Annotated in this window: 21 protein-coding genes; all 21 read left to right on the forward strand. The window is 42.9% G+C overall.

Features of this window, described 5'->3' with window-relative positions:
- Positions 1 to 60 precede the first annotated feature (60 nt).
- Positions 61 to 534, forward strand: a complete 474-nt coding sequence (gene nrdR / locus MK395_RS01305; RefSeq protein WP_001203676.1) for a transcriptional regulator NrdR — start codon at positions 61 to 63, stop codon at positions 532 to 534.
- Positions 535 to 1,698, forward strand: a complete 1,164-nt coding sequence (locus tag MK395_RS01310) for a DnaD domain protein (protein WP_000803914.1) — start codon at positions 535 to 537, stop codon at positions 1,696 to 1,698.
- Positions 1,699 to 2,595 (forward strand): primosomal protein DnaI, encoded by an 897-nt coding sequence (gene dnaI, locus MK395_RS01315; RefSeq protein WP_000446491.1) that lies wholly within the window; start codon positions 1,699 to 1,701, stop codon positions 2,593 to 2,595.
- Positions 2,592 to 3,305 (forward strand): NADPH-dependent oxidoreductase, encoded by a 714-nt coding sequence (locus MK395_RS01320; RefSeq protein WP_049478450.1) that lies wholly within the window; start codon positions 2,592 to 2,594, stop codon positions 3,303 to 3,305. The genes dnaI and MK395_RS01320 overlap by 4 nt, the downstream gene beginning before the upstream one ends.
- A 13-nt stretch (positions 3,306 to 3,318) precedes the next feature.
- The gene (gene der / locus MK395_RS01325; protein WP_001207688.1) at positions 3,319 to 4,629 is read left to right on the forward strand and encodes a ribosome biogenesis GTPase Der; all 1,311 of its coding nucleotides are present in this window, start codon (positions 3,319 to 3,321) and stop codon (positions 4,627 to 4,629) included.
- Between the two features lie 227 nt (positions 4,630 to 4,856).
- A complete protein-coding gene (locus MK395_RS01330) occupies positions 4,857 to 5,729 on the forward strand; it encodes a TPM domain-containing protein (RefSeq protein WP_268711101.1) in 873 nt (290 codons plus the stop codon).
- Positions 5,730 to 5,889: 160 nt separating this feature from the next.
- Positions 5,890 to 6,486 (forward strand): LemA family protein, encoded by a 597-nt coding sequence (locus tag MK395_RS01335; protein WP_000812473.1) that lies wholly within the window; start codon positions 5,890 to 5,892, stop codon positions 6,484 to 6,486.
- A 132-nt stretch (positions 6,487 to 6,618) separates the two neighbouring features.
- Complete coding sequence (locus MK395_RS01340) at positions 6,619 to 6,909, forward strand: hypothetical protein (RefSeq protein WP_268711102.1); 291 nt, start codon at positions 6,619 to 6,621, stop codon at positions 6,907 to 6,909.
- A 144-nt stretch (positions 6,910 to 7,053) separates the two neighbouring features.
- Positions 7,054 to 7,824, forward strand: a complete 771-nt coding sequence (locus MK395_RS01345; RefSeq protein WP_268711103.1) for a DNA alkylation repair protein — start codon at positions 7,054 to 7,056, stop codon at positions 7,822 to 7,824.
- A 115-nt stretch (positions 7,825 to 7,939) separates the two neighbouring features.
- Positions 7,940 to 10,453, forward strand: coding sequence for a preprotein translocase subunit SecA (gene secA, locus MK395_RS01350; RefSeq protein ID WP_001284115.1), 2,514 nt, complete (start codon positions 7,940 to 7,942; stop codon positions 10,451 to 10,453).
- A 79-nt stretch (positions 10,454 to 10,532) separates the two neighbouring features.
- Entirely contained in the window at positions 10,533 to 11,564 is a 1,032-nt protein-coding gene (locus MK395_RS01355) for a 3-deoxy-7-phosphoheptulonate synthase (RefSeq protein WP_268711104.1), read from the forward strand.
- 1 nt (position 11,565) lies between these two features.
- Complete coding sequence (locus MK395_RS01360) at positions 11,566 to 12,597, forward strand: 3-deoxy-7-phosphoheptulonate synthase (protein WP_268711105.1); 1,032 nt, start codon at positions 11,566 to 11,568, stop codon at positions 12,595 to 12,597.
- A 45-nt stretch (positions 12,598 to 12,642) separates the two neighbouring features.
- Positions 12,643 to 13,005 (forward strand): holo-ACP synthase, encoded by a 363-nt coding sequence (gene acpS, locus MK395_RS01365; protein WP_268711119.1) that lies wholly within the window; start codon positions 12,643 to 12,645, stop codon positions 13,003 to 13,005.
- The gene (gene alr / locus MK395_RS01370; RefSeq protein ID WP_049490036.1) at positions 12,995 to 14,098 is read left to right on the forward strand and encodes an alanine racemase; all 1,104 of its coding nucleotides are present in this window, start codon (positions 12,995 to 12,997) and stop codon (positions 14,096 to 14,098) included. Before acpS ends, alr begins: the two co-directional genes overlap by 11 nt.
- Before the next feature lie 17 nt (positions 14,099 to 14,115).
- Positions 14,116 to 16,131, forward strand: a complete 2,016-nt coding sequence (gene recG, locus MK395_RS01375; protein ID WP_049490034.1) for an ATP-dependent DNA helicase RecG — start codon at positions 14,116 to 14,118, stop codon at positions 16,129 to 16,131.
- 317 nt (positions 16,132 to 16,448) lie between these two features.
- On the forward strand, positions 16,449 to 17,429 hold the full coding sequence (locus MK395_RS01380; protein ID WP_049490032.1) for an acetylxylan esterase: 981 nt from the start codon (positions 16,449 to 16,451) through the stop codon (positions 17,427 to 17,429).
- Between the two features lie 335 nt (positions 17,430 to 17,764).
- Positions 17,765 to 21,157: an SIALI-17 repeat-containing surface protein gene (locus MK395_RS01385; RefSeq protein WP_268711106.1), complete on the forward strand. Its 3,393-nt coding sequence runs from the start codon at positions 17,765 to 17,767 to the stop codon at positions 21,155 to 21,157.
- Positions 21,158 to 21,390: 233 nt separating this feature from the next.
- Complete coding sequence (locus MK395_RS01390) at positions 21,391 to 22,089, forward strand: N-acetylmannosamine-6-phosphate 2-epimerase (RefSeq protein ID WP_001135658.1); 699 nt, start codon at positions 21,391 to 21,393, stop codon at positions 22,087 to 22,089.
- A gap of 114 nt (positions 22,090 to 22,203) precedes the next feature.
- Positions 22,204 to 23,532, forward strand: a complete 1,329-nt coding sequence (locus MK395_RS01395; protein WP_125388856.1) for an extracellular solute-binding protein — start codon at positions 22,204 to 22,206, stop codon at positions 23,530 to 23,532.
- A 219-nt stretch (positions 23,533 to 23,751) separates the two neighbouring features.
- Positions 23,752 to 24,618: a carbohydrate ABC transporter permease gene (locus MK395_RS01400; protein WP_161801140.1), complete on the forward strand. Its 867-nt coding sequence runs from the start codon at positions 23,752 to 23,754 to the stop codon at positions 24,616 to 24,618.
- Between the two features lie 15 nt (positions 24,619 to 24,633).
- Entirely contained in the window at positions 24,634 to 25,473 is an 840-nt protein-coding gene (locus tag MK395_RS01405) for a carbohydrate ABC transporter permease (RefSeq protein ID WP_001183243.1), read from the forward strand.
- The last annotated feature ends 32 nt before the right edge of the window (positions 25,474 to 25,505 follow it).

The raw sequence follows: 25,505 nt of genomic DNA on the forward strand, positions 1-25,505 counted from the left end.
TGTTTTGGGAATTGCTCAAAAAATGGTATAATGAAAAGAAAACGACAAGGAGGGAAATGCATGCGTTGTCCAAAATGTGGGGCTACCAAGTCTAGTGTTGTTGATAGTCGACAAGCCGAAGAAGGAAATACCATCCGCCGAAGACGCGAGTGCGACGAGTGTCAGCATCGTTTTACAACCTATGAACGAGTAGAAGAAAGAACGCTGGTTGTCGTCAAAAAAGACGGTACGCGAGAGCAGTTTTCGAGAGATAAAATCTTTAATGGGATTATCCGCTCAGCCCAGAAACGTCCTGTTTCAAGTGATGAAATCGGCATGGTGGTCAATCGCATCGAGCAAAAACTCCGTAGTCGCAGTGAGAATGAGATCCAAAGTGAATATATTGGTTCTTTAGTCATGGAAGAATTGGCGGAGCTGGATGAGATTACCTATGTTCGTTTTGCCAGTGTTTATCGTAGCTTTAAGGATGTGAGTGAGTTGGAGAGTCTGCTCCAGCAAATCACCCAGTCCTCTAAAAAGAAAAAGGAAAAATAGATGAAGCCAAATGACCGTTTTTCTTTTATAAAGAATAATCGGGTGTCGCAAGATACCTCTTCTCTGGTGCAGTGCTACCTCCCGATTATCGGTCAGGAGGCACTGAGCCTCTATCTATATACCATTACCTTTTGGGATGGTGGGCAAAAGGAGCATCTCTTTTCCCACATCCTCAATCACTTAAACTTCGGCATGCCGACCTTGCTCCAATCCTTTAAAGTCTTATCTGCCTTGGATTTGTTGACCCTTTATCAGAAGGGGGAAACTTATGAATTGCAGCTTCATTCTCCCCTCTCCAGTCAAGAATTTCTAAGCCATTCTGTCTATAGCAGATTATTAGAGAAAAAGATTGGGGATACAGCTGTTTCTGCTATGAAGCAGGCTCCAAGTGAGGGAGAAGCACTCTCTGTTTCTTTGAGCCAAGTCTTTCCAACCCTGACCGAAGAAGTGACCCCAAGCGAGTCTAAAAGCAAGTTAAAAAATGATTTTGACTTGGGACATTTCCAGCGCCTGATGGCTCGAGATGGCTTGCGTTTTGAAGATGAGCAGGCGGATGTTTTGGAATTATTCGCCATCGCAGATGAAAAAAAATGGACCTGGTTTGAAACCTATCAATTAGCCAAGGCGACAGCGGTGGCTCAGGTTATTTCAGTCAAACGCATGCGTGAAAAGATAGCACAAAAACCAGCTACTTCTGACTTTAGCCCCAAAGAAATGACCATTATCAGGGAAGCCAAAAATAAAACTCCCCTACAATTTTTAGCGGAAATCAAGCAAACGCGTAAGGGGAACATCACCCAGAGTGAGCGAGAACTCCTTCACCAGATGGCGTCTTTAGGCTTGTTGGACGAAGTCATCAATATCATCTTGCTTCTAACCTTTAACAAGGTTGATTCGGCTAATGTCAATGAAAAATATGCCATGAAGGTCGCAAATGATTATGCTTACCAAAAAATTCGAACAGCAGAAGAAGCTGTGCTTCGGATTCGAGAGCGTCAGCAAAAAGGGCAAGAGGAACAGAAAAACAAGGCCAGCTCAACTAAGACAAATGTTCCTCAGTGGAGTAATCCAGAATACAAGAATCAAACCAGTGAGGAAACTCGTCTGGAACTAGAACGCAAAAAACAAGAAATGTTAGCCCGATTAGAAGAAGGAGGAGACTAGATGGAAAGTGTTGGTGATGTAATCAAACGTCAGACAAGTCGTTTTCAGTATCAGGACTTGGTCCAGCAGATTATGAAGGACCCCGATGTAGCGGCTTTTATCCAGAAAGAATCCCTCAGCCAAGAGGAGTTAAATCGTAGCATCTCCAAGTTCAACCAATATATCACAGAACGGGATAAGTTTCTTCGTGGGGATGCTGACTATATAGCTCGTGGCTACAAGCCTATCTTGGTCATGAATCACGGCTATGCAGATGTATCTTATGAAGAAACACCAGAGCTAATCGCGGCTGAAAAAGAGGCGGCCATCAAGAATCGTCTCAAGTTGATCAATCTACCAGCAAGTCTCAAGAAAGCGAAATTGGCTCAGATTGACCTAGATGACTTAGGACGTTTGCCTATTTTTGAGAGACTCTATGCCTTTGTTGACCTTTACCCAAGTATCCGAAAAGGCCTCTATCTTTACGGAGACTTTGGTGTCGGAAAGAGCTTCATGATGGCAGCCCTGGCTCACGACTTATCTGAAAAACGTGGTGCTTCAACAACCATTCTCCACTATCCAAGTTTTGTCATTGATGTGAAAAATGCCATCGGTGAAGGATCTGTGAAGACCCTGGTGGATGACATCAAGTTAGCAGAAGTCTTGATCTTGGATGATATTGGTGCAGAGCAATCAACACCTTGGGTACGTGATGAGATTCTCCAAGTTATTCTCCAGTATCGCATGCAGGAAGATTTGCCAACCTTCTTTACTTCCAACTTTAATTTCCAAGATTTGGAAAAACATTTTGCTAAAGGAAAGAATGGAAATGATGAGACTTGGGAAGCTAGACGGGTCATGGAACGGATTCGTTATTTAGCAGAGGAAACAAGACTAGAAGGAGAAAATCGCCGATGACAGAAACCATTAAACTGATGAAAGCTCATACTTCAGTTCGTCGCTTTAAGGAGCAAGAGATTTCTCAAGAACACTTAAATGAAATCTTGACTGCTACTCAAATGGCGTCATCTTGGAAAAATTTCCAATCTTACTCTGTGATTCTTGTACGCAGTCAAGAGAAGAAAGATGCTTTATATGAATTGGTTCCTCAGGAAGCTATTCGCCAGTCAGCAGCCTTTTTGCTTTTTGTCGGTGACTTGAACCGAGCTGAAAAGGGAGCAAGCCTTCATACGGACACTTTCCAACCTCAAGGGGTAGAAGGTCTCCTTATCACGTCTGTGGACGCTGCGCTTGCGGGGCAAAATACCTTGCTTGCAGCAGAGAGTCTGGGATATGGTGGTGTTATCATCGGTTTGGTTCGTTACAAGTCAGAAGAAGTGGCAGCGCTTTTTAACCTACCTGACTATACCTACCCTGTTTTTGGGATTGCCCTTGGCGTGCCAGATCAACAACACGAGGTCAAACCAAGACTGCCTTTGAACCAAGTGGTATTTGAAGAAGAATACCAAGAACAGCCAGTAGCGGCGATTTTGGACTATGACAAAGTACAGGCAGACTATGCTGGTGCGCGTGCGACGACCTCTTGGAGTCAACGTTTGGCAGAGCAGTTTGGTCAAGCCGAACCTAGTTCAACTCGGAAGAATCTAGAACAGAAAAAGTTATTGTAGAAAGTGAGAAAACATGGCCTTACCAACTATTGCCATTGTGGGACGTCCCAATGTTGGGAAATCAACCCTATTTAATCGGATCGCTGGTGAGCGGATCTCAATCGTAGAAGATGTCGAGGGCGTGACACGTGACCGTATCTATGCAACGGGTGAGTGGCTCAATCGTTCCTTTAGTATGATTGATACGGGAGGGATTGACGATGTCGATGCTCCCTTTATGGAACAAATCAAGCACCAGGCAGAAATCGCTATGGAAGAAGCGGATGTCATCGTCTTTGTAGTTTCTGGGAAAGAAGGGATTACAGATGCGGACGAGTACGTAGCTCGTAAACTTTATAAAACCCATAAACCTGTTATCCTTGCCGTTAACAAGGTTGACAACCCAGAAATGCGAAATGATATTTTTGATTTCTATGCGCTAGGCTTGGGGGAACCACTGCCAATTTCGTCTGTCCACGGTATCGGTACGGGTGATGTGCTGGATGCTATTGTGGAAAATCTGCCTCATGAAGTCGAAGAAGAAAATCCAGACGTGATTAAATTTAGCTTGATTGGCCGTCCTAACGTTGGAAAATCAAGTTTGATTAACGCTATTTTGGGAGAAGACCGCGTGATTGCTAGTCCAGTAGCTGGAACAACGCGTGACGCCATTGATACCCATTTTACAGATACGGATGGGCAAGAGTTTACCATGATTGATACAGCTGGTATGCGTAAGTCTGGTAAAGTCTATGAAAATACGGAGAAATATTCTGTCATGCGAGCTATGCGTGCCATTGATCGTTCTGACGTGGTCTTGATGGTCCTCAATGCCGAAGAAGGTATCCGTGAGTACGACAAGCGTATCGCAGGTTTTGCCCATGAAGCCGGTAAAGGGATGATTATCGTGGTCAATAAGTGGGATACTCTTGAGAAAGACAACCACACCATGAAAAAATGGGAAGAGGATATCCGTGAGCAGTTCCAATATCTGCCTTATGCACCGATTGTCTTTGTATCCGCTTTGACCAAGCAACGTCTCCATAAACTGCCTGAGATGATCAAGCAAATCAGTGAAAGCCAAAACACTCGTATCCCATCAGCGGTCTTGAACGATGTGATTATGGATGCCATTGCTATCAACCCAACACCGACAGACAAAGGAAAACGCCTCAAGATTTTCTACGCTACCCAAGTGGCAACCAAGCCACCAACCTTTGTCATCTTTGTCAATGAAGAAGAACTCATGCACTTCTCTTACTTGCGTTTCTTGGAAAATCAAATCCGCAAGGCCTTTGTCTTTGAAGGAACCCCGATTCACTTGATCGCAAGAAAACGCAAGTAAGCCTTGCATATTTTCCAATAAGAATAACTTAAAAGAAGACGAGTATGTCTTCTTTTTTTCTATAAAATAGGTGAAAAAATCCTGTCCAATCGAAGGGAAAATCTGTCATCAAAATTCAATCATTCTCCTAGCTTTTGTAACCTATTTGTAATGAAAATGCACTTTCTTTGTAAAAATCAAAATGCTATAATTCCTTAAATCAATTTTCCTTGATCAGGGAGGTTATTATGAAAAAAAGCAGATTATTTAAACATAGTTTGTTGGTTCGCTTGCTTGGGTTGCTGATGGTCTTTCTCTTCTTGTCAGCATTCACAGCACCTGAAAAACCTGAGTACGGGATCTATGATCCCAATCACTATCTGACTGATGAGACAATCAGACTGATTCGAGGTTTGAATAAGGTAAATAGTCAAAAATCAGAAAAATTCCAGATGGGTGTTTACGTTGTGAAAAGCTTAGATGGAGAAACAATCGAGACTGTAGCCAATGAAACAGCTAGGGCTTGGAAGATTGGCTACTCGGGAGACAATCACGGTGTCTTGATTGTGGTGGCGGTCCAAGATAGAAAATCACGGATTGAAACCAGTAATAATGTGGCCAGTAAGATCACAGACTATCAGACCAATAGATTTTTGAAAACAGCACGACCTTACTTTCAAAAGGGAGACTACAGCAATGGAGTTCTTTCTATAGCAAACAATCTCAACTACATGTTTTATAGTGGATCGAGTACGACTTCTTCAAGTTCTAGAAGTAGTTACGACTATGCTACTAATTCTAGTCGTCTAAGAGAAATTGAAAAGTATACAGCTGAGAGTCGATCTTCAAAACGGAACCGAAAAAGCAGTTCGAGCGACGGAGTTATCGGATTTGGAGTTCTCATTTACTTCATCGTGATGATTATCGGATTTCTATTTGGTGGTCGTGGTGGCGGTTCACGTGGAGATGATTCTGGCGGTGGCTGGTGGGGCGGCGACTCATCAGACTCAGGATCCTCTTGGTCTGATTCGGGCTCCTCTTGGTCTGACTCAGGCTCCGACTCATCTGGAGGCTGGGACGGCGGTGGCTTTGATGGCGGTGGTTCGTCTGATGAGTGGTGAGTGATCATATATTGCTCAAACCGATTTCTCCATGCAGTAAGGTGACTCCTTTGCAAGAGTTCACTCCTTAATTAAAAATAAAAACAAAGTTTGGGAAATTGATTTAAAATCTGAGTATTTTCTCAGAAAAGTTGATAAAAGAAAGTGTTAAGGTTTTGATATGAAACAAAATAAAGTAATTCTCTCAATAGTAGCGATTTTCTTTGGACTACTAGTTCTGGGAAGTTGTTCCGCAGTGACGACCTATAATGGTCTGGTTGGTGAACAGACTAAAGTGGAGCAGGCTCAGGCTGATGTCTCGACAGCCCTCCAACGTCGTTCGGACTTGATTGGTAACTTGGTGGAGTCCGTTAAAGGACAAATGAATCATGAAACCGAAGTCTTTACCAAGATTGCGGATGCTAGAGCTAAAATCGGTAGTAGCTCAGTAACTTCGGAAGAAAACCAAAAGGCTCAGGGAGAGTTGAGCTCAGCTCTTTCCCGCTTGATTTCCTTGACGGAGAATTATCCAGAACTCAAGAGCAATCAAAATGTTGAGCAACTAATGGTCGAACTTTCAGGCAGTGAAAATCGTATTTTTGTAGCACGCAAGGACTATAATAAGGTTGCAGCTGAGTACAATCAAAAGTTGAGAAGTTTTCCAACCGTGCTTTTTGCGAATATGATGAACTTCAAAGAAGCTGAAACCTTTAAAGAAACGGAAGAAGCCAAGACAGTTCCTAAGGTCGATTTTGGAACATCTTCATCAAGTCAATAAAGTGAATCAGCCTGTGAATAAAGGAATTTCTCTAGTAGGACTAGTGATTTCAAACTCAAACCTGGAAAGCTTTTTCCAGGTTTTTTTGGTATAATAAAAGGGAAGAGACAGTGACTCAAATGGAGGTTTGCTATGGAGAAAACAAAAGCCTTTCTTGAAGCGCACTACAAGAGATATATTCTTACGATTTGCCTTCTCTGGTTCCTCATGTTTTTCCTTCCTTGGGATTGGCAAATAGGAGGAGTTTCAGTATATTATTTCGTTATGAAAAAACTCTTTGTGGTTTTTGGTGTTTTATCTATCCTATACTCCGTGCTGATTAAAAAATTCAGTCTTCTCATCTTTGGAATTGTCTTTTGCTTGGCCTTCTGGATCAATCTCTTTTGGTATTTTGGGATATTGCCTGTATTCTTGGGAAATTAAACATTAAAAAATGAAGGACTAGACTAGCTTCTAGTCCTTTTTTCTTTCTTGTTAAAATAGTTGGAGATATGAAAATAATTTTGTTGACGGGCTGTCTGTATGATATAATAAGTCCCGTAAAAAGAAGATTAAGGGATTTGAAAAATGGCGAAAAAAGTAAAAGATTATTATGACTTGGCTTATGCTAGTGATTTGAGTCGACGGTTGCAAAAAGCATCCGTTGCCTTTGATGGACAAAAGTTTAGGCTCTTGTTAGAAAAAGACTTGGAAAATTTGGAGTTTAGCCAGCGTCAAGAACTCTTGGCTAAAAGTATCAAAGATTGCCTTCCCCTATCTTATCAGGACTCTCTCAAGGTTTTTGAGAAAATTTTAGGTCCTGAGCTAGAGGGTGGTTTAGGCATGTTTTCAGAAGGTTATTGGCTTTGGCCAATCGGCAAATATGTAGAGCTATATGGAGACAAGGAATTTGAATTGAGCGCGGCTTTTAGTAAGGAACTCACCAAGCGGTTTACGGGAGAATTTTCCATGAGGCCCTTACTGGCTCGCTATCCTAAGGATACAATGGCTTTGCTGTTAGAATGGAGTCGGGATGAAAATTTGCGCGTTCGTAGACTTGCCAGCGAATGTATGCGTATCCGTCTGCCTTGGGCTAAGAGACAAACCGTGGTATTGGATTATTTTGAGGATTTCACCACTATTTTGACCAATCTAAAAGATGATAGAGATAAGTCTATTCAAAAAAGTGTAGCCAATAATCTAAATGATTTGTACAAGGAAGACCCTGATAAGTTTGAAAGGATTCTTCAAACTTGGCAAAAGGAGGAGCTAAGTCCAAGTTGTGCTTGGATCATCAAGCATGCATCTCGAACAAAAAACAAAAAGGTAGCCACAGAAGATTTATGCAAAAAAAGCTGAATTTTGGCTGGGCTTTTCCGTTGTAAATTAAGGATTCTTTCTTGAAAAATAATGGTAAATATGCTAAAATTAAAAGAACATTCTAAAATATTCAGAATAAAAAGTAAGGAAAATCATGGCTAATATTTTAAAAACGATTATTGAAAATGATAAAGGAGAACTTCGTCGTCTGGAAAAGATGGCTGATAAGGTTCTTAACTATGAGAGCCAAATGGCTGCAATGTCAGACGAAGAACTAAAAGCGAAAACTGACGAATTTAAAGAACGATACAACAAGGGTGAATCACTTGATTCATTGCTATATGAGGCTTTTGCAGTAGTTCGTGAAGCTGCAAAACGTGTCCTTGGGCTTTTCCCTTATAAGGTTCAGGTCATGGGTGGGATTGTTCTTCACCATGGTGACGTTCCAGAGATGCGTACCGGTGAAGGGAAAACCTTGACAGCGACCATGCCAGTGTACCTCAATGCCCTTGCAGGTAAAGGAGTTCACGTAGTTACAGTCAACGAATACCTAACAGAACGTGACGCGACTGAAATGGGTGAATTGTACTCATGGCTCGGTCTATCAGTAGGGATCAACTTGGCAGCTAAGTCTCCAATGGAGAAAAAAGAAGCTTACCTTTGCGATATTACCTACTCAACCAACTCAGAGATTGGTTTCGACTACCTTCGTGATAACATGGTCGTTCGTGCAGAAAACATGGTGCAACGTCCACTCAATTATGCCTTGGTCGATGAGGTTGACTCAATTTTGATCGACGAAGCTCGTACACCATTGATCGTTTCAGGTGCCAATGCAGTTGAAACAAGCCAACTCTACCATATGGCGGACCACTTCGTGAAATCTTTGGACAAGGACGACTATATCATTGACGTTCAGTCTAAGACGATCGGTTTGTCAGATTCTGGTATTGACAAGGCTGAAAGCTACTTCAAACTAGAAAATCTCTACGACATTGAAAATGTAGCTCTTACTCACTTTATTGACAATGCCCTCCGTGCCAACTATATCATGATTCTGGATATCGACTATGTGGTTAGTGAAGAGCAGGAAATCTTGATTGTCGACCAATTTACAGGTCGTACCATGGAAGGTCGTCGTTACTCTGATGGTTTGCACCAAGCGATTGAAGCAAAAGAAGGTGTGCCAATCCAAGACGAGACCAAGACTTCAGCTTCTATCACCTACCAAAACCTCTTCCGTATGTATAAGAAATTGGCAGGTATGACAGGTACTGGTAAAACAGAAGAAGAAGAATTCCGCGAAATTTACAACATTCGTGTTATCCCAATCCCAACTAACCGTCCAATTCAACGTATCGACCACTCAGACCTTCTCTATGCAAGTCTTGATGCGAAATTTAAGGCTGTTGTTGAAGATGTAAAAGCTCGTTACCAAAAAGGTCAGCCGGTCTTGGTAGGTACAGTTGCCGTTGAAACGAGTGATTTCCTTTCTAAGAAATTGGTAGCAGCAGGTGTTCCTCACGAAGTCTTGAATGCGAAGAACCACTATAGAGAAGCGCAAATCATCATGAACGCTGGTCAACGTGGCGCAGTTACCATCGCAACCAACATGGCCGGTCGTGGTACCGACATCAAGCTTGGTGAAGGGGTTCGTGAACTTGGTGGTCTTTGCGTCATTGGTACAGAGCGCCACGAAAGTCGCCGTATTGATAATCAGCTTCGTGGACGTTCAGGGCGTCAAGGAGACCCAGGTGAATCCCAATTCTACTTGTCTCTTGAAGATGATTTGATGAAACGTTTCGGTTCAGAACGTTTGAAAGGTGTCTTTGAACGACTCAACATGTCTGATGAAGCCATTGAATCTCGCATGTTAACGCGTCAAGTTGAAGCAGCTCAAAAACGTGTCGAAGGAAACAACTACGACACTCGTAAACAAGTCCTTCAATACGATGATGTTATGCGTGAACAACGTGAGATTATCTATGCGCAACGCTATGATGTCATTACTGCAGATCGTGACTTGGCACCTGAGATCCATGCTATGATTCGTCGTACCATTGGACGTATCGTGGATGCACATGCACGTTCTAAGGAAGATGAAAAATTGGAAGCAATCTTGAACTTTGCTAAATATAACTTGCTTCCAGAAGATTCAATTAGCCGTTCAGATCTTGCAGGTTTGTCAGACCAAGCTATCAAAGATGAACTTTTCCAACGTGCCTTGAAAGTCTATGACAGCCAAGTTGCTAAGCTTCGTGACGAAGATGCAGTGAAAGAATTCCAAAAAGTCTTGATCCTACGTGTTGTAGACAACAAGTGGACAGACCATATCGATGCTCTTGACCAGTTGCGAAATGCTGTTGGTCTTCGTGGATATGCTCAAAACAACCCTGTTGTAGAATATCAAGCAGAAGGTTTCCGCATGTTTAACGACATGATTGGTTCAATCGAATTCGATGTGACCCGTTTGATGATGAAAGCACAAATCCATGAACAAGAACGTCCGCAAACTGAACACAATATCAGTACAACTGCGACTCGTAATATCGCAGCGCAACAGGCAAGCCTTCCTGAAGATTTGGACTTGAGCCAAATCGGACGAAACGACCAATGCCCATGTGGATCAGGTAAGAAATTCAAGAACTGTCATGGTAAGAGACAATAATATGAGATAAGATACAGGCGGATACCTGGTAAAAATCATTTTTTGCTTGGTGTCCGTTTGCTTTATAAGGAGATGAATCATGGTATTTAAAGCTAAAAGTCCTAAAATTAACATTGAAGAAGTTCGCGCCTTATCTAAATTGGAGGGAGCGGCTCTTGCGAGAAAAAATCAACGTGATCAGGAATTGGAAGCCATCATCCGTGGGGAAGACCAGCGTATTCTCTTGGTGATTGGACCATGTTCATCTGATAATGAAGAGGCGGTTCTCAAATATGCCAAGCGTCTATCTGCTTTGCAAGAAGAGGTCAAAGATCGTATTTTTATGGTCATGCGTGTCTATACGGCTAAACCTCGTACCAATGGAGATGGCTATAAGGGCTTGATTCATCAACCAAATGCGACAGAAGCTCCTAGCTTGATCAATGGGATCAAGGCTGTTCGTCAGCTCCACTACCGCGTGATTACCGAGACGGGAATGACAACAGCGGATGAGATGCTTTATCCTGAAAATCTTCCGCTGGTGGATGATTTGATTTCTTATATGGCTGTTGGAGCCCGCTCTGTAGAGGATCAACAGCACCGTTTTGTAGCGAGTGGAGCAGACTTTTCAACAGGATTTAAAAATCCCACATCTGGAAATCTCAATGTCATGTTTAACGGGATTTACGCAGCGCAAAATAAACAGAGTTTCCTTTTCCTCGGTAAAGAGGTGGAAACAACGGGGAATCCATTGTCCCACGCCATTCTTCGCGGAGCATTGAACGAATACGGGAAAAATATTCCTAACTACTACTATGACAATTTGATGGATACCATTGATCAGTATGAAAAGATGGGCTTGGAAAATCCCTTTATCATCATCGATACCAATCATGACAATTCAGGCAAGCAATACATGGATCAAATCCGTATCGTTCGTCAGACCTTGATTAACCGTGACTGGAATGAGAAAATCAAAAAATATGTTCGTGGTTTTATGGTTGAGTCCTATCTAGAAGATGGACGTCAAAATGAGCCAGAAGTTTTTGGGAAGTCCATTACAGATCCGTGTCTCGGATGGGACAACACAGAAGCACTTGTTCGCGAAATTTACCAAACGCTAGGAGAGTAAGATGGCATTTATCGAAAAAGGTCAAGAAATTGATATTGAAGCAATTAAGGCTGAGACCCAGTTGTCACCTGAAGCCTTGCGAAAAAAAGAAGCCCGCGATAGAGAGTTAGCAGCTATCATCTCGGGTGAGGACGATCGTATCCTTTTGGTGATGGGGCCGTGCTCTTCAGACAATGAAGAAGCAGTGCTTGAATATGCTCGTCGCTTAGCAGACTTGCAGAAAAAAGTTGCAGATAAAATCTTTATCGTGATGCGTGTCTATACGGCTAAACCTCGTACTAATGGAGATGGCTATAAGGGCATGATTCATCAGCCAAATGCTAGCGAGGCTCCTAGTCTCATCAATGGTTTGCAAGCTGTTCGTCAGCTGCACTACCGTGTGATTACCGAAACGGGCTTGACGACTGCTGATGAGATGCTTTATCCGTCAAATCTCATTTTGGTCGATGACCTGGTCAGCTATCATGCGGTTGGAGCTCGCTCAGTGGAAGACCAGGAACATCGCTTTGTAGCCTCTGGGATTGATGCTCCAGTTGGGATGAAAAATCCGACATCAGGCAACCTTGGGGTCATGTTTAATGCTATCTATGCAGCTCAAAACAAGCAAACCTTCCTTTACCATGGCCAAGAAGTGGAGACTTCAGGAAATCCCTTGGCCCACGTGATCCTTCGTGGTGCCATGAATGAATATGGAAAAAATGAACCCAACTTCTACTATGAGACCCTCTTAAACGCTATCAACCGTTATGAGACCATGGGACTTGAAAATCCCTTTATCATCATCGATACCAATCATGACAATTCGGGCAAGCAGTACATGGAACAAATCCGCATTGTTCGTCAAGCCTTGCTGAATCGTGATTGGAATGAAAAGATTAAAAAGACGGTTCGAGGCTTTATGATCGAATCTTACCTAGCAGATGGTCGCCAAAACCAACCAGAGGTCTTTGGTTGCTCTATTACTGACCCTTGTCTAGGTTGGGAAAATACAGTGGCCTTGGTAGACGAAATTTATACTACCTTAACAAAATAAGTGAAAAGGATGGAGTTGGGGGAATCTCAACTCCTTTTGATGAAAATGATAGTTGGACATGGAATTGACATCGAAGAATTGGCTTCGATAGAACGCGCAGTTACACGGCATACAGGATTTGCCAAGCGGGTGCTGACCACTAAGGAAATGGAGCGATTTACCAGTCTCAATGGTCGCAGACAAATCGAATATTTGGCAGGTCGTTGGTCGGCTAAGGAAGCCTTTTCCAAGGCTCTGGGAACGGGTATTGGCAAACTGGCCTTTCAGGATTTGGAAGTCTTGAACAACGAAAGTGGGGCTCCCTATTTTAGTCAGGCACCATTTTCAGGAAAAATTTGGCTATCGATCAGCCACACAGAGCAGTTTGTGACAGCCAGTGTCATTTTGGAGGAAAATCATGAAAGCTAGTCCACATAGACCGACCAAGGCTCTGATTCGTCTGGGAGCCATTCGAAAAAATATCCAACAGATGGGGGCTCATATCCCTGAAGGAACGCTCAAGTGGGCAGTGGTTAAGGCCAATGCCTATGGACATGGTGCTGTAGCTGTTGCGACAGCTATCCAAGACGATGTCGACGGCTTTTGCGTTTCCAATATTGATGAAGCTATTGAACTTCGTCAGGCTGGACTCAGCAAGAAAATCCTCATTCTAGGTGTATCTGAGTTAGAAGCTATTGGCCTAGCTAAAGAATACGACATCACTTTGACGGTGGCTGGACTGGAGTGGATTCAAGCGCTCTTAGACAAGGAAGCAGATTTGACTGGCTTGACTGTCCACCTCAAGATTGACTCAGGAATGGGACGAATTGGTTTTAGAGAAGCCGGTGAGGCTGAACAGGCTCAAGACTTGCTCAAGCAACATGGTGCTCGCGTTGAGGGGATTTTTACCCACTTTGCTACTGCAGATGAAGAATCAGATGACTATTTTAATGCCCAGTTAGAACGATTTAAAGCTATTTTGGCAAGTATGAAGGAAGTCCCAGAGCTGGTTCATGCCAGCAACTCGGCAACGACCCTCTGGCATGCAGAGACTATTTTCAATGCAGTCCGTATGGGAGACGCTATGTATGGTCTCAATCCAAGTGGAGAGGTCTTGGACTTGCCTTATGATTTGACACCAGCCTTGACCTTGGAGTCTGCCCTTGTTCATGTCAAGACAGTTTCAGCTGGTGCTTGCATGGGCTATGGAGCAACTTATCAAGCCGATAGTGAGCAAGTCATTGCGACCGTGCCAATCGGCTATGCGGATGGTTGGACACGAGACATGCAGAATTTCTCTGTCTTGGTAGATGGTCAAGCTTGCCCAATCGTCGGACGAGTATCTATGGACCAAATTACCATTCGTTTGCCTAAGGTTTACCCGCTAGGCACAAAAGTAACCCTAATCGGCACAAACGGTGACAAGGAAATCACAGCTACTCAGGTAGCGACCTATCGTGGGACTATTAACTATGAGGTGGTTTGCCTCCTCAGCGACCGCATTCCGAGAGAATATCATTAAAAAGAAAGGAGTAGAGCATGAATCTACACCAACCCTTGCATGTCTTGCCTGGTGTGGGACCAAAGTCAGCAGAGAAATACGCCAAACTAGGAATTGAAAACTTGCAAGACCTCTTGCTCTACTTTCCTTTCCGTTACGAAGACTTCAAGACCAAGCAGGTGCTAGAGCTGGAAGACGGAGAAAAGGCTGTCCTGTCTGGTCAAGTCGTGACTCCTGCCAGTGTCCAGTATTATGGTTTCAAGCGCAATCGCCTGCGTTTTAGTCTCAAGCAGGGAGAAGTCGTTTTTGCGGTTAATTTCTTTAACCAGCCTTATCTATCTGATAAGATAGAGTTGGGAGCAACGCTTGCCGTTTTTGGAAAATGGGACCGTGCTAAGGCCAGTCTGACAGGTATGAAGGTTCTAGCTCAGGTTGAGGATGACCTCCAACCGGTTTATCGTCTGGCTCAAGGAATCAGTCAGGCCAGTCTGGTCAAGGTCATCAAGACAGCTTTTGATCAGGGATTGGATCTCTTGATTGAGGAAAATCTTCCCCAGTCTTTACTGGATAAATACAAACTCATGTCCCGTTGTCAGGCCGTTCGTGCCATGCATTTTCCTAAGGATTTAGCAGAATACAAGCAGGCCCTTCGTCGGATAAAATTTGAGGAACTCTTTTATTTTCAGATGCAGTTGCAGACGCTCAAGTCTGAAAATAGAGTTCAAGGAAGTGGTCTGGTTCTGAATTGGTCGGAAGATGAGTTGACTAAGGTCAAAGAAAAACTTCCTTTTGCCTTAACCCCAGCTCAGGAAAAGAGTTTGCAGGAAATTTTGGCCGACATGAAGTCGGACCACCACATGAATCGTCTCCTGCAAGGAGATGTGGGGAGCGGAAAAACGGTGGTTGCTGGTTTGGCCATGTTTGCGGCGGTGACGGCTGGATATCAGGCAGCTCTTATGGTGCCAACAGAAATCCTAGCAGAGCAACACTTTGAGAGTTTACAGAACCTTTTTCCAGACTTGAAACTGGCTCTCTTGACAGGTTCCTTGAAAGCTGTAGAAAAAAGAGAAGTCTTAGAGACCATTGCCAAGGGTGAGGCTGATTTGATTATCGGAACACACGCTCTGATACAGGATGGGGTTGATTATGCTCGTCTTGGTTTGATTATCATCGATGAGCAGCATCGTTTTGGTGTGGGCCAAAGGCGTATTTTACGGGAAAAAGGGGACAATCCTGACGTTCTCATGATGACGGCGACGCCCATTCCACGGACGCTGGCTATCACAGCCTTTGGAGATATGGATGTTTCCATTATTGACCAAATGCCAGCAGGGCGGAAGCCTATTGTGACGCGCTGGATTAAGCATGAGCAACTGGCTCAAGTCTTGACTTGGTTAGAGGGAGAAATTCAAAAAGGTTCGCAAGCCTATGTTATCTCTCCCCTGATTGAAGAATCTGAAGCTCTGGATCTGAAAAATGCCATTGCCTTATCTGAGGAGTTGACGGCTCATTTTGCAGGTAAGGCTGAAGTAGCTCTTCTACATGGTAAGATGAAGAGTGATGAAAAAGACCAGATCATGCAGGAATTCAAAGAGCAAAAAACGGATATTCTGGTTTCGACGACGGTTATTGAGGTTGGGGTCAATGTTCCCAATGCAACCGTCATGATTATCATGGATGCCGACCGCTTCGGTCTCAGTCAGCTTCACCAGCTCAGAGGTCGTGTTGGTCGGGGGGACAAGCAGTCTTATGCTGTTCTCGTAGCTAATCCCAAGACGGATTCTGGGAAAGATCGCATGCGCATCATGACAGAAACCACCAATGGATTTGTCCTTGCGGAGGAAGATTTGAAAATGCGTGGTTCTGGTGAGATTTTTGGAACCAGACAGTCTGGGTTACCAGAGTTTCAAGTGGCGGATATTATTGAAGATTTTCCGATTTTAGAAGAAGCTAGAAAGGTTGCCAGCTACATTAGTTCGATAGAAGACTGGCAAGAGGATCCAGAATGGCGCATGATTGCTCTCCACCTAGAAAAAAGAGAACATCTGGATTAAGCCTTTTCTAAGAAATCTATAAGCTAGCTTTTAGGTTTGGGCCTTATACTAGAGTCATCAAAAAGAAACGAGGACTCTCACATGACGATTAAAGTAACCTACCAAAAGAAATTCCAAACCGTCAAACTAGAGAAAGGAGCTAGCACCTATTGATACACAGAGAGCGGAAACGCTCTTTTTATTTTTAAAAATACTTTCAGACGATAGGTTTGAGGAAAGAGAATCTAAAATCACTTTCTATTTATCTTTCTTTCTTGCATTGCCTTCCTAGATATGCTAGAGTTATGATAGCGATTACAAAATAAAAGGAGCATGCTATGAAACATCCAGCTTTGTTAGAAGAAATCAAGACCTATCTAGGACGGGATGAGGTGCCAGAAGACTTTGATGCCTTCTGGGATGAAGAGGTCAAAAAAGTTTCATCTCTTCCAGCCTACCAGTTGGAGGAAAGAGATTTCCATATTCCCCAAGTCAAGTGCTATGAGCTAAACTTTGAGGGAACAAATGAAGGCAAGGTTTATGCACGTGTCATTCTTCCAAAGAGTGAGGAGAAAGTTCCGTTAATCTTCCACTTTCATGGCTATATGGGACGTGGCTGGGACTGGGCCGACATGCTGGCCTATACTGTGGCTGGTTACGGTGTTGTTTCCATGGATGTGCGGGGCCAGTCGGGCTATTCGCAAGACGGCTTGCGCTCTCCACTAGGAAATACGGTGAAGGGGCATATCATCCGTGGTGCTGTGGAAGGTCGGGAACATCTCTTTTATAAGGATGTCTATCTGGATATTTACCAGTTGATTGAAATTGTTGCTAGTCTACCTCAGGTGGATGAGAAAAGACTTTCTAGTTATGGTGCCTCACAAGGAGGGGCTTTAGCTTTGGTTGCAGCAGCGCTCAATCCTCGGATTCGGAAAACAGTTGCCATCTATCCCTTCTTGTCAGACTTTAGACGAGTGCTTGAGATTGGCAATACCAGTGAAGCCTATGATGAACTCTTCCGATATTTCAAGTTTCACGATCCCTTCCATGAAACAGAGGAGGAAATCATGGCGACTCTTGCCTATATCGATGTGAAAAATCTTGCCCATCGTATCAAAGGTGAGGTCAAGATGATTACGGGCTTGGACGACGATGTATGCTATCCTATTACCCAGTTTGCGATTTACAACCGCCTAACTTGCGACAAGGCCTATCGCATCATGCCAGAGTATGCTCACGAAGCCATGAATGTTTTTGTCAATGACCAAATTTATAACTGGCTTTGTGGCAGTGAGATTCCTTTTAAGTACGTAAGATAATGAATGAGAGAGCCCAGGAGCTCTCTTTTTATGTCCAAAACCTGAAAGTACTTTTAGAAAATTTAAAATATTAAAATATTCTTAAAAGTAAAATCTATTCTGTAGGAACACAGATATAAATATAAGACTTTATTGTATAATAAAGGCAAAGTCACTTGTGAAAGGAGGAAAAAGGCTGCTGGAGGATTAAAAACTCGAGCTCAGCAGAAAATGGGAGAGGATTGGGAGCTCTCATTAAGTTGGATACTTTCTTGTAAAACTTGTCTCTTGAGAGACAATAAAAATTTTTAAAGAAAAAGAAAGCGCTTTATTTTATGAAAAATGAAAGGACAAACATGAATTACAAATCTTTAGATCGGAAACAGCGATACGGAATTCGAAAATTTGCAGTCGGGGCGGCATCTGTAGTGATTGGTACAGTAGTATTTGGAGCAAATCCAGTCTTAGCTCAAGAGCAAGCCAATGCAGCAGGGGCCAATACAGAAACTGTCGAACCTGGTCAAGGTTTATCAGAATTGCCAAAAGAAGCGTCCTCGGGAGATCTTGCTCATTTGGATAAAGATTTGGCTGGTAAATTGGCAGCAGCACAAGACAACGGCGTTGAGGTGGACCAAGATCACTTGAAAAAAAATGAGAGTGCAGAATCAGAAACCCCATCCTCTACCGAAACCCCTGCAGAAGAAGCAAATAAGGAAGAGGAATCAGAGGATCAGGGTGCTATTCCTCGTGACTATTACTCAAGAGATTTAAAAAATGCTAATCCTGTCCTTGAAAAAGAAGATGTTGAAACCAATGCAGCAAATGGTCAGAGAGTTGATTTATCAAGTGAACTAGATAAACTAAAGCAACTAAAAAATACTACAGTTCACATGGAGTTCAAACCAGATGCATCAGCTCCACGCTTTTACAATCTCTTCTCTGTATCCAGTGACACCAAGGAAAATGAGTACTTTACTATGTCAGTCCTTGATAATACAGCTCTTATTGAAGGGCGTGGCGCTAACGGGGAGCAGTTCTATGATAAGTATACAGATGCTCCTTTGAAAGTTCGCCCTGGACAATGGAATTCAGTGACCTTTACTGTCGAACAACCGACAACGGAGTTACCTCATGGTCGAGTTCGTCTCTATGTGAATGGTGTCTTATCTCGAACAAGTCTCAAATCTGGTAATTTCATCAAAGATATGCCAGATGTTAATCAAGCTCAACTTGGAGCAACCAAACGGGGCAATAAAACAGTTTGGGCATCAAACCTACAAGTTCGAAACCTAACCGTTTACGATCGTGCTTTAAGCCCAGATGAAGTTCAAACACGGAGTCAATTATTTGAAAGAGGTGAATTGGAACAGAAACTTCCTGAGGGAGCAAAAGTCACTGAGAAAGAAGACGTCTTTGAAGGTGGTAGGAACAATCAACCAAATAAAGATGGTATCAAGAGTTATCGTATCCCAGCTCTTCTCAAGACAGATAAAGGAACGCTGATTGCAGGAACGGATGAAAGACGTTTGCACCATTCTGACTGGGGAGATATTGGGATGGTTGTTCGTCGCAGCTCAGATAATGGAAAAACATGGGGAGACCGAATCGTAATCTCAAATCCTCGTGACAATGAGCATGCTAAACATGCAGATTGGCCATCTCCAGTCAATATTGATATGGCCTTGGTGCAAGACCCTGAAACAAAGAGAATTTTTGCAATTTACGACATGTTCCTTGAAAGTAAGGCAGTATTTTCATTGCCAGGGCAAGCTCCGAAAGCTTATGAACAAGTGGGAGATAAAGTTTATCAAGTTTTATATAAGCAAGGAGGATCAGGTCGCTATACGATTCGAGAAAACGGAGAGGTTTTCGACCCTCAAAATAGAAAGACAGATTATCGTGTTGTCGTTGACCCTAAAAAACCAGCCTACAGCGATAAGGGAGATTTGTATAAAGGGAATGAGTTAATCGGAAATATTTATTTTGAATATAGCGAAAAGAATATTTTTAGAGTTTCCAATACCAACTACCTATGGATGTCCTACAGTGATGACGATGGGAAGACTTGGTCTGCACCAAAAGATATTACTCATGGGATTCGGAAAGATTGGATGCACTTCCTAGGAACTGGACCTGGTACGGGGATTGCCTTGCGTACAGGACCTCATAAGGGAAGACTGGTGATTCCAGTTTATACAACAAACAACGTTTCCTATCTAAGTGGTTCTCAATCATCTCGTGTAATTTACTCAGATGATCATGGTGAAACATGGCAAGCAGGGGAAGCAGTTAATGATAACCGTCCAGTAGGCAACCAAACCATTCATTCTTCAACCATGAATAATCCAGGCGCCCAAAATACGGAGTCAACTGTTGTTCAGTTGAATAATGGAGATCTCAAGCTCTTTATGCGTGGGTTGACTGGCGATCTTCAGGTTGCGACCAGTCATGACGGGGGAGCAACGTGGGATAAAGAAATCAAACGTTATCCTCAAGTAAAAGACGTTTATGTTCAAATGTCCGCTATTCACACCATGCATGAAGGAAAGGAATACATTCTACTCAGCAATGCTGGTGGTCCTGGACGCAACAATGGTTTGGTTCACCTAGCTCGTGTTGAGGAGAATGGTGAGTTGACATGGCTGAAACACAATCCTATACAAAGTGGTAAGTTTGCTTACAACTCACTCCAAGAACTCGGAAATGGCGAATATGGTTTGCTTTATGAGCATGCGGATGGCAATCAAAACGATTATACTTTATCCTATAAGAAATTCAACTGGGATTTCTTAAGCAAAGACAGAATTTCTCCTAAAGAAGCAAAAGTAAAATATGCTATCCAAAAATGGCCAGGTATTATTGCCATGGAGTTCGATTCGGAAGTATTGGTAAATAAGGCTCCTACCCTTCAGTTGGCAAATGGCAAGACAGCAACCTTTATGACCCAGTACGATACAAAAACTCTCCTATTCACAATAGACCCAGAGGATATGGGTCAAAGAATCACTGGTCTGGCTGAAGGTGCAATTGAAAGCATGCACAATTTACCAGTTTCTTTAGCTGGCTCTAAACTAAGCGATGGTATTAATGGCAGTGAAGCTGCTACCCATGAGGTGCCGGAGTACACAGGAGGTGTAAATGCAGAGGAAGCAGCGGTTCATGAAGTTCCGGAGTATACGGGTCCAATGGCAACAGTAGGTGAAGAACCAGCTCCAACAGTAGACCAGCCTGAATTCACAGGAGGTGTAAATGCAGAGGAAGGCCCAGTGGCAGAAATGCCAGAGTACACAGGTCCAATGGCAACAGTGGGTGAAGAAGTAGCTCCAACGGTTGAAAAACCTGAATTTACAGGTGGTGTCAACGCTGTTGAGGCAGCAGTCCATGAACTTCCAGAGTTCAAGGGTGGTGTCAATGCAGTTCTAGCAGCCTCAAACGAGCTTCCGGAATATAGAGGAGGTGCTAACTTTGTCTTGGCAGCTTCAAATGACCTGCCAGAGTATAAGGGAGGTGTCAATGGCGCTGAGGCAGCAGTCCTTGAAGTGCCAGAGTACAAAGGAGAGACCAAACCAGTCTTAACGGCTGCAAATGATAAACTATCTCTAGGAAAAGATGTTACCTATCAAGCGCCAGCAGCTAAACAAGATGAACTTCCGAATACGGGAAGCAAGGAAACAAACTCACTAATTTCCCTTGGCCTTGCGGGCGTCCTCTTATCACTCTTTGCATTTGGAAAAAAGAGAAAAGAATAATAAGCAAGAGCTATTTGAGTAGGTCTCAGAAGAGATAGCAGGTTTTCAAGCCTGCTATCTTTTTTTATGACATTCAGGTTGATTTGAAATCATAAGAGGTCTGAAACTACTTTCAGGATAGTCTGTTCTATAAAATAGTTTTGAAACTGAAATCTATTCTACTACAAGCTATTGAAAGCGCTTAACAAATGATATATAATAAGCCCATAAGAACAAGAAAGGGAGGAAAGAGGATGCCACAGATCAGCAAAGAAGCCTTGATTGAACAAATCAAAGATGGAATCATTGTCTCTTGCCAGGCACTTCCTCACGAACCGCTTTATACAGAAGCGGGAGGAGTCATTCCCTTGCTAGTCAAAGCGGCTGAGCAAGGTGGAGCAGTCGGTATCCGAGCAAACAGTGTTCGCGATATCAAGGAGATTAAGGAGGTTACGAAACTCCCGATTATCGGGATTATCAAACGTGACTATCCGCCACAGGAGCCTTTCATTACAGCTACGATGAGAGAAGTTGATGAACTGGCTGAACTAGACATCGAGGTCATTGCTCTGGATTGTACCAAACGTGAACGTTACGATGGTTTGGAAATTCAGGACTTTATCCGACAAGTCAAAGAAAAATATCCGCATCAACTCTTAATGGCTGATACTAGCACGTTTGAAGAGGGTATAGCAGCAGTTGAAGCAGGAATTGATTTTGTTGGAACAACCCTATCAGGTTACACCTCTTATAGTCCGAAAGTGGATGGTCCAGACTTTGAACTGATCAAAAAACTGTGTGAAGCAGGTGTGGATGTCATCGCTGAAGGGAAAATTCATACACCAGAACAAGCCAAACAAATCCTTGAATATGGGGTTCGAGGCATCGTTGTTGGTGGAGCGATTACTAGACCAAAAGAGATCACGGAACGCTTTGTTGCCGGTCTTAAATAACACAATCTCAAAACAGAGGAGAGTGGTTGATGCGTCGGACGAAATGAAAACGTATACAAATATAAACTTGCTCATTATCCAATATGGATACGCTTATCAATTAGGAGAATACAGATGAAATTTAGAAAACTAGCTTGTACAGTACTTGCGGGTGCTGCGATTCTTGGCCTTGCGGCTTGTGGTAACTCTGGTGGAAGCAAAGATGCTGGAAGCTCTAGTAGCGATAGCGGGAAAACAGAAATCACTTGGTGGGCATTCCCAGTCTTCACACAAGAAAAAACTGGTGACGGTGTTGGAACTTATGAAAAATCAATCATCGAAGCTTTTGAAAAAGCAAATCCAGATGTAAAAGTGAAATTGGAAACCATCGACTTCAAGTCAGGTCCTGAAAAGATCACAACAGCCATCGAAGCAGGGACAGCGCCAGACGTACTCTTTGACGCACCAGGACGTATCATCCAGTACGGTAAAAACGGTAAATTGGCTGAGTTGAACGACCTCTTCACAGACGAATTCGTCAAAGATGTCAACAACGAAAACATCGTACAAGCAAGTAAGGCTGGAGACAAAGCTTACATGTATCCAATCAGTTCAGCTCCATTCTACATGGCTATGAACAAGAAAATGTTGGAAGATGCTGGAGTTGCAAACCTTGTAAAAGAAGGTTGGACAACTGATGACTTTGAAAAAGTTTTGAAAGCGCTTAAAGATAAAGGCTATACACCAGGTTCATTGTTCAGTTCTGGTCAAGGGGGAGACCAAGGAACACGTGCCTTCATTGCAAACCTTTATGGCGGTTCTGTAACAGACAAAGACGTAACCAAATATACAACAGACGATCCTAAATTCGTCAAAGGTCTTGAAAAAGCTGCTAGCTGGATTAAAGACGGTTTGTTGAACAACGGTTCACAATTTGACGGTGGAGCAGACATCCAAAACTTTGCCAACGGTCAAACTTCATACACAATCCTTTGGGCACCAGCTCAAAACGGTATCCAAGCAAAACTCTTGGAAGCAAGTAAGGTAGATGTGGTAGAAGTACCATTCCCATCAGACTCAGGTAAACCATCTCTTGAATACCTTGTAAACGGATTTGCAGTATTTAACAACAAAGACGATAAGAAAGTCGCAGCTGCTAAGAAATTCGTTCAATTCATCGCAGATGACAAAGAATGGGGTCCTAAAGACGTAGTTCGTACAGGTGCCTTCCCAGTTCGTACTTCATTTGGCAAACTTTATGAAGACAAACGTATGGAAACAATCAGTGGCTGGACTAAATACTACTCACCATACTACAACACTATCGATGGATTTGCTGAAATGAGAACACTTTGGTTCCCAATGTTGCAATCTGTATCAAATGGTGACGAAAAACCAGCGGATGCTTTGAAAGCCTTCACTGAAAAAGCTAACGAAACCATCAAAAAAGCTACAAAACAATAAGCACTAAGTCAGATTGATTCCCCCCTTTTCCCTGTGCACTATGGTGTAAGAAAAGGGGGACTTTTGTTTGAAATGGTAGGAACTGTCACGAAATTAAAATGAAGTTCTTACATAAGCGAATCTTAAAAAATTTCATTTTGGTTTTAAAACAGTTCAAGAAAATTAAAAACTATTCTATTTGAAAGAGAGGTGCCGACTGTGAAAGTCAATAAAATTCGTATGCGGGAAACAGTGATTTCCTACGCTTTCCTAGCACCAGTGTTATTCTTCTTTGTCATCTTTGTCTTGGCTCCTATGATTATGGGATTCATTACAAGTTTCTTTAACTACTCCATGACTAAATTTGAGTTTGTGGGCTTGGACAACTACATTCGCATGTTTAAAGACCCTGTCTTTGTGAAGTCTTTGATCAATACCGTTATCCTGGTTATTGGATCTGTTCCGATTGTGGTTCTCTTCTCGCTCTTTGTAGCATCTCAAACCTATCATCAAAATGCCATTGCCCGTTCTTTTTATCGTTTCGTCTTCTTCCTTCCTGTAGTTACAGGTAGTGTTGCCGTAACGGTTGTATGGAAATGGATCTATGACCCCCTATCAGGGATTCTAAACTTTGTCCTTAAGTCAAGCCACATCATCAGCCAAAACATTTCTTGGCTGGGTGACAAAAACTGGGCTTTGCTAGCGATTATGATCATTCTTTTGACAACATCTGTTGGTCAACCGATTATCCTTTATATCGCTGCAATGGGGAATATTGACAACTCACTTGTTGAAGCAGCGCGTGTAGACGGTGCGACTGAATTCCAAGTCTTCTGGAAGATCAAATGGCCTAGCCTTCTTCCAACAACTCTTTACATCGCAATCATCACAACCATCAACTCATTCCAATGTTTCGCCTTGATTCAGTTGTTGACTTCTGGTGGTCCAAACTATTCAACAAGTACCTTGATGTACTATCTTTACGAAAAAGCCTTCCAATTGACAGAGTACGGCTATGCAAATACCATCGGTGTCTTCTTGGCAGTGATGATTGCCATTGTCAGCTTTGCTCAATTCAAGATCCTCGGAAACGACGTAGAATACTAAAGAAAGGAGACAGTTATGCAACCTACACAAAAGAAACCTTTAACAGCTTTCACTGTTATTTCAACGATTATCTTGCTCTTGTTGACCGTACTGTTCATCTTTCCATTCTACTGGATCTTGACAGGGGCCTTCAAATCACAGCCTGATACCATTATGATTCCGCCACAGTGGTTCCCTAAAATGCCAACCATGGAGAACTTCCAACAACTCATGGTGCAAAACCCTGCTATGCAGTGGATGTGGAACTCTGTATTTATCTCGCTAGTAACCATGTTCCTAGTCTGTGCAACCTCTTCTCTAGCAGGTTATGTCTTGGCTAAGAAACGTTTCTATGGTCAACGCATCCTCTTTGCAGTCTTTATCGCTGCCATGGCTCTTCCAAAACAAGTTGTTCTTGTACCATTGGTACGTATCGTCAACTTCATGGGAATTCACGATACTCTTTGGGCAGTTATCTTGCCTTTGATTGGATGGCCATTTGGGGTCTTCCTTATGAAACAATTCAGTGAAAATATCCCTACAGAATTGCTTGAATCAGCTAAAATCGACGGTTGTGGTGAGATCCGTACTTTCTGGAGCGTAGCCTTCCCTATCGTGAAACCAGGATTTGCAGCCCTTGCGATCTTTACCTTCATCAATACTTGGAACGACTACTTTATGCAGTTGGTTATGTTGACTTCACGTCAAAACTTGACCATCTCACTCGGGGTTGCGACTATGCAGGCTGAAATGGCAACCAACTATGGTTTGATCATGGCGGGTGCAGCTCTTGCAGCCGTGCCAATCGTAACCGTCTTCCTTGTCTTCCAAAAATCCTTCACTCAGGGTATTACTATGGGAGCGGTCAAAGGTTAAGAAAAGTAAATTAGTGTATCAAGATTGCAGAA

The sequence above is a fragment of the Streptococcus oralis genome, assembly GCF_026782085.1.
Taxonomy (GTDB): domain Bacteria; phylum Bacillota; class Bacilli; order Lactobacillales; family Streptococcaceae; genus Streptococcus; species Streptococcus oralis_DA.